The sequence below is a fragment of the Pseudomonas sp. FG47 genome (genome assembly GCF_057809115.1).
In genome coordinates, this window is the sequence record NZ_JBMDJI010000075.1 from 1 (window position 1) to 4,648 (window position 4,648).

Consider the following 4,648-nt stretch of genomic DNA (forward strand, 5'->3'; position numbering starts at 1 on the left):
CCCCCCCCCACGATGACGTCAGACGCCCCAGCGCGGAATGTGATGGCTACCCATGGATATACACACGTTCTTGATCTCGGCGAAGACCTCGAAGCTGTATTGCCCGCCTTCGCGGCCAGTGCCCGAGCCCTTGACCCCGCCGAACGGCTGGCGCAGGTCGCGCACGTTCTGGCTGTTGATGAACACCATCCCCGCCTCGATGCCACGGGCCAGGCGGTGGGCCTTGCCGATGTCCTGGGTCCAGATGTAAGAGGCCAGGCCGTACTCGGTGTCGTTGGCCAGTCGCAGCGCCTCGGCTTCGTCCTTGAACGGGATCAGGCACACCACCGGGCCGAAGATTTCCTCCTGGGCGATGCGCATCTGGTTGTTCACATCGGCGAACACGGTCGGCTGGATGAACTGCCCCTTGGCCAGGTGCGCCGGCAAGCCTGCCGGGCGCTCCAGGCCACCGGCCAGCAGGCGCGCGCCTTCTTCCAGGCCAATGCGGATGTAGCCGGTGACCTTGTCGTAATGCTGCTGGGTGATCATCGAGCCGACCTGGGTCTTCGGGTCGGTCGGGTCGCCGACGATCAGGCGCTTGGCGCGGGCGGCGAATTCGGCGACGAACTGCGGGTAGACGCTCTCCTGGATGAAGATCCGGCTGCCGGCGGTGCAGCGCTCGCCGTTGAGCGAAAAGATGGTGAACAGCGCGGCATCCAGGGCGCGTTCGAGGTCGGCGTCTTCGAAGACCAGGACCGGCGACTTGCCGCCGAGCTCCATGGAGTACTTTTTCAGGCCTGCGCTGTGCATGATCTTGCGGCCGGTGGCGGTGCCACCAGTGAAGGAAATGGCCCGCACGTCCGGGTGACGCACCAGGGCATCGCCGGCCGTCGCGCCATAGCCCTGGATCACATTGAGCACGCCATTGGGAATGCCGGCCTCGACCGCCAGGCGGCCCAGCTCGTTGGCGGTCAGCGGCGACAGCTCGCTCATCTTCAATACCGCGGTATTACCCAGGGCCAGGCACGGCGCGGTCTTCCAGGTGGCGGTCATGAACGGCACGTTCCACGGCGACACCAAGGCACACACGCCTACCGGCTGGTACAGGGTGTAGTTGAGCATCTGGTCGTCCACCGGGTAGCTGTGGCCGTCCATGCGCGTGCACACCTCGGCGAAGAAGTCGAAGTTGTGCGAAGCGCGGGGGATCAAAACGTTGCGGGTCTGGTGGATCGGCAGGCCGGTGTCCAGGGTTTCCAGTTCGGCCAGCTGTGGCACGTTCTGCTCGATCAGCTCGCCCAGGCGCCGCATCAGGCGAGCGCGCTCCTTGGCCGGGGTATTGGCCCATTTCGGGAAGGCTGCCTTGGCCGCGGCCACGGCCTGGGCGACTTCCTCGGCGCCGCCGCTGGCGACTTCGCCAATGGCCTCGCCGGTGGCGGGGTTGTAGTTGACGAAGGTGTCGCGGCTTGCGACTTCGCGGCCATCGATCCAGTGCTTGATCATGCTGTTGCCTCTTGTGCTTTACGGGCGAAGAACTCGGCTTCGCTGACGATACGGTTGACCAGGCGGCCGACGCCTTGCACTTCGACCACCACCTCGTCGCCCGGCACCACGTCGGCCAGGCCCTCCGGGGTGCCGGTGGCGATCATGTCGCCGGGCTGCAGGGTCATGAAGCTGGAGAAATATTCGATCAGGTAGGGGATGTCGAAGATCATGTCGGCGGTGGTCCCTTGTTGTTTCAGCTCGCCGTTGATCCAGGTGCGCAATGTGAGGTTCGACGGGTCTGGCACATCGGCGGCATCGACGATCCACGGGCCGACCGGAGTGCTGGCATCGCGGTTTTTCACCCGCAGGTTGGGCCGGTAGTAGTTTTCCAGGTAGTCGCGGATGGCGTAGTCGTTGCACACCGTGTAGCCAGCCAGGTAGGCGAGGGCGTCCTCACGCTTGACGTTCCGCGCCGGCTTGCCGATCACCGCCACCAGTTCGCACTCGTAGTGCATGTACTTGATGTTGTCCGGGCGCCAGGTGATCTGGTTGTGGCCGGTGTAGGTGCCGGGCGACTTGATGAACGCCAGCGGCTCGGTGGGCGGGGTGAAGGCCAGCTCGGCGGCGTGGTCGGCGTAGTTCAGGCCCAGGGCGAACATGCTGCCGGTGGCAGGTGGCAGCCAGGTCACCTGGTCTTGGTGGACCAGGCGGCCATCGGCCAGGCGCAGGTGGTCGTTTTCGACCGTGACGGCGTGGACCTGACCGTCGAACTGGATACGGGCATGCTTCATCGGGCGAGTCCTCGTTCGGCGACTATAGGGGTGCTGAGCTGGCCAAGGCCGTCGATCTCGACCGTCACCTGATCGCCTGGCAACACATCGACGCGGCCTTCCGGGGTGCCAGTGATCAGCACGTCGCCGGCATGCAAGGTCATGAACTCGCTGATCTCGGCGATCAACTGGGCGACGCCGCGCACGCAGTTGGCGGTGTTGTTGTGCTGGCGCAACACGCCGTTGACCCACAGGCGAATACCCAGCGCATCAGGATTGGCGACCTGCGCCGCCGGTACCAGTGCTGGCCCCAGCGGGCAGAAGCCATCGCGGCACTTGGCCTTGACCGCCGGGCGGTAGTAGCTGTCCTCGGGCAGGCTGAACTCGTTGACCAGGGTGTAGCCGGCCACATGTTCCAGGGCCTTGGCCACGCTCACGCGGCTGGCGTCCTTGCCGATCACCACGCCCAGGGCGGGGCCGGGTTGCAGGCGTTCGACTCCCGAGGGGTAGGTCAAGGCCTGGCCATGCCCGTTACGGGTGTTGGGGGTCTTGATGAACAGCACCGGCTTGACCGGCGGTTGCCGGTAGGGCGCTTCATGGAAGGACGCCAGGTGCTGCTGCAGCAGGCCCTGGTAGTTCAGGGCGACGCCGAACAGGCTGCCGCTGGCGACCTCGTGCAAGGCACGGCTCATGCTTTTCTCCTGCGCTCTGCGAAGCATGGGGGTATGCTTCATGGTGTTTTTGTTAATGTGTTAACGTTATATTTAATATGTTAACGATCGTCAAGGCATCGACACTGCCAAGGCGGCGATCGCGGGCAGTCCAACCGGCGAGAGAACAATAATGAAAGCGCGACAGCCGATCCCCAACATCAATATCGGGCAGGTCTACGACCAGCGTTACAGCGACAGCGAGGTGCACTACGACCGGCTCGGCAACCTGGCCGGGTTCTTCGGCCGCAACATGCCGGTGCATCGCCATGACCGGTGCTTCCAGGTGCACTACGTCAAGAGCGGCAGCGTGCGGGTGTTGCTCGACGACCAGCGGTTCCACGAGGCCGGGCCGATGTTCTTCCTGACCCCGCCGACCATCCCACATGCCTTCGTCACCGAGGCGGACGCCGACGGCCATGTGCTGACCGTGAGCCAGCAACTGGTCTGGCAGTTGTTGCAGGCTGAGCCAGGGCTAGGCAGCAACCCGCAACTGGCCCCGGCCTGTGTCGCCCTGGGGCAGTTGCAGGGCCAGGCAGGCGAGCAGGCGCAGCGCCTGGAGCAGTTGTTCGACCTGTTGGGCAGCGAGGTCGGCCAGGGCCAGGTGGGGCAGGGCACGGCACTGCAGGACTTGGCGCGGCTGGTGATGATCAGCCTGTTGCGCCTGAGCGCCAATGCGTTGCCGGCCAACCCGGCGCGGCACGAGGACTTGCAGGTGTTCCGCCGCTTCAACGAGCTGATCGAGCGCCACTACCTGGACCACTGGACGCTACCGGCGTACGCGGCGGCGCTGGGGGTGACCGAGGCGCGTCTGAACGATGTGTGCCGGCGTATCGCCGACTTGCCGTCCAAGCGCCTGGTGTTCGAGCGGTTGATGCAGGAGGCGCGGCGGCTGCTGCTGTATTCCGGTGGGTCGGCCAATGCGATTTGCTACCAGCTTGGGTTCAAGGACCCGGCGTACTTCAGCCGGTTCTTCCAGCGGCATGCCGGTACCACGCCGGGGGAGTACCGCCTGCGCCAGGCGGGGTTGCGCTGAACCGTTCAGGCGGGCGCCGGGTTGCGACGGGGCTGGACAGGGTGGGGGCAAATGGTTTTCACTTTATTAATATCTTAATAAAACCAGTCCTTTATCCTGATGACTCAACCTAGACCCTCACTGACCTTGACCTTGTTGCAGGCCCGCGAAGCGACCATGGCGTTCTTCCGGCCGGCCCTCAATGCCCACGACCTGACCGAACAGCAATGGCGGGTGATTCGCATCCTGCGCCAGCAGGGCGAGCTGGAGAGCCACCAGTTGGCGGACCTGGCGTGCATTCTCAAACCGAGCATGAGCGGGGTGCTCAAGCGCCTGGAGCGCGATGGCCTGGTGGGGCGGCGCAAGTCGCCGGAGGACCAGCGGCGGATCTTCATCAGCCTGACCGTGCGTGGGCAGCAGGCGTTTCTGGCGATGAGCGAGGAGATGGAGCGCAATTACCAGGAGATCCAGCGGCAGTTTGGCAGCGACAAGTTGGAGCAGTTGATGGGGTTGTTGAACGAACTGAAGAAGGTCAGGCCCTGAAACTTTGAACCGTGGCATCAGGGGCATGCATCCGCGCGGCAACTGATTCGCTTTTGTTGCTGTTGCTGTTGTGCCCTTGCTCTTGCTTCTAAGTGCGCGATAGTTCAGGCAACACAAATTGCGACTTCAGGAGGCCGAGTGGAGTTCTT

The 4,648-nt window shown here is 64.3% G+C and carries 5 protein-coding genes; 2 read left to right on the forward strand and 3 right to left on the reverse strand.

Annotation, left to right across the window (positions count from 1 at the left end; translation table 11 throughout):
• Positions 1–18: 18 nt before the first annotated feature.
• From hpaE to ACODS5_RS24525, 3 genes are read right to left on the reverse strand one after another with little or no spacing between them, the layout of a single operon-like run.
• Positions 19–1,479 carry a 5-carboxymethyl-2-hydroxymuconate semialdehyde dehydrogenase gene (gene hpaE, locus ACODS5_RS24515; protein WP_489109874.1) on the reverse strand — a complete coding sequence of 487 codons (1,461 nt, stop codon included), beginning with the start codon at positions 1,477–1,479 and terminating at the stop codon, positions 19–21.
• Entirely contained in the window at positions 1,476–2,252 is a 777-nt protein-coding gene (locus ACODS5_RS24520; RefSeq protein WP_134693441.1) for a fumarylacetoacetate hydrolase family protein, read from the reverse strand. The genes hpaE and ACODS5_RS24520 overlap by 4 nt, the downstream gene beginning before the upstream one ends.
• On the reverse strand, positions 2,249–2,923 hold the full coding sequence (locus ACODS5_RS24525; RefSeq protein WP_134693442.1) for a fumarylacetoacetate hydrolase family protein: 675 nt from the start codon (positions 2,921–2,923) through the stop codon (positions 2,249–2,251). Before ACODS5_RS24525 ends, ACODS5_RS24520 begins: the two co-directional genes overlap by 4 nt.
• Before the next feature lie 151 nt (positions 2,924–3,074).
• Here ACODS5_RS24525 and hpaA point away from each other — a divergent pair, with 151 nt between their 5' ends.
• Positions 3,075–3,977: a 4-hydroxyphenylacetate catabolism regulatory protein HpaA gene (hpaA, locus tag ACODS5_RS24530; protein WP_489109875.1), complete on the forward strand. Its 903-nt coding sequence runs from the start codon at positions 3,075–3,077 to the stop codon at positions 3,975–3,977.
• 99 nt (positions 3,978–4,076) lie between these two features.
• On the forward strand, positions 4,077–4,499 hold the full coding sequence (gene hpaR / locus ACODS5_RS24535) for a homoprotocatechuate degradation operon regulator HpaR (protein WP_489109876.1): 423 nt from the start codon (positions 4,077–4,079) through the stop codon (positions 4,497–4,499).
• Positions 4,500–4,648: the final 149 nt, after the last annotated feature.

Excerpts from the sequence above, each read along its gene's own strand:
- hpaR (WP_489109876.1), top strand. The coding sequence starts at position 4,077 with ATGACTCAACCTAGACCCTCACTGACCTTGACCTTGTTGCAGGCCCGC.
- ACODS5_RS24525 (WP_134693442.1), bottom strand. The coding sequence starts at position 2,923 with ATGAGCCGTGCCTTGCACGAGGTCGCCAGCGGCAGCCTGTTCGGCGTC.
- ACODS5_RS24520 (WP_134693441.1), bottom strand. The coding sequence starts at position 2,252 with ATGAAGCATGCCCGTATCCAGTTCGACGGTCAGGTCCACGCCGTCACG.
- hpaA (WP_489109875.1), top strand. The coding sequence starts at position 3,075 with ATGAAAGCGCGACAGCCGATCCCCAACATCAATATCGGGCAGGTCTAC.
- hpaE (WP_489109874.1), bottom strand. The coding sequence starts at position 1,479 with ATGATCAAGCACTGGATCGATGGCCGCGAAGTCGCAAGCCGCGACACC.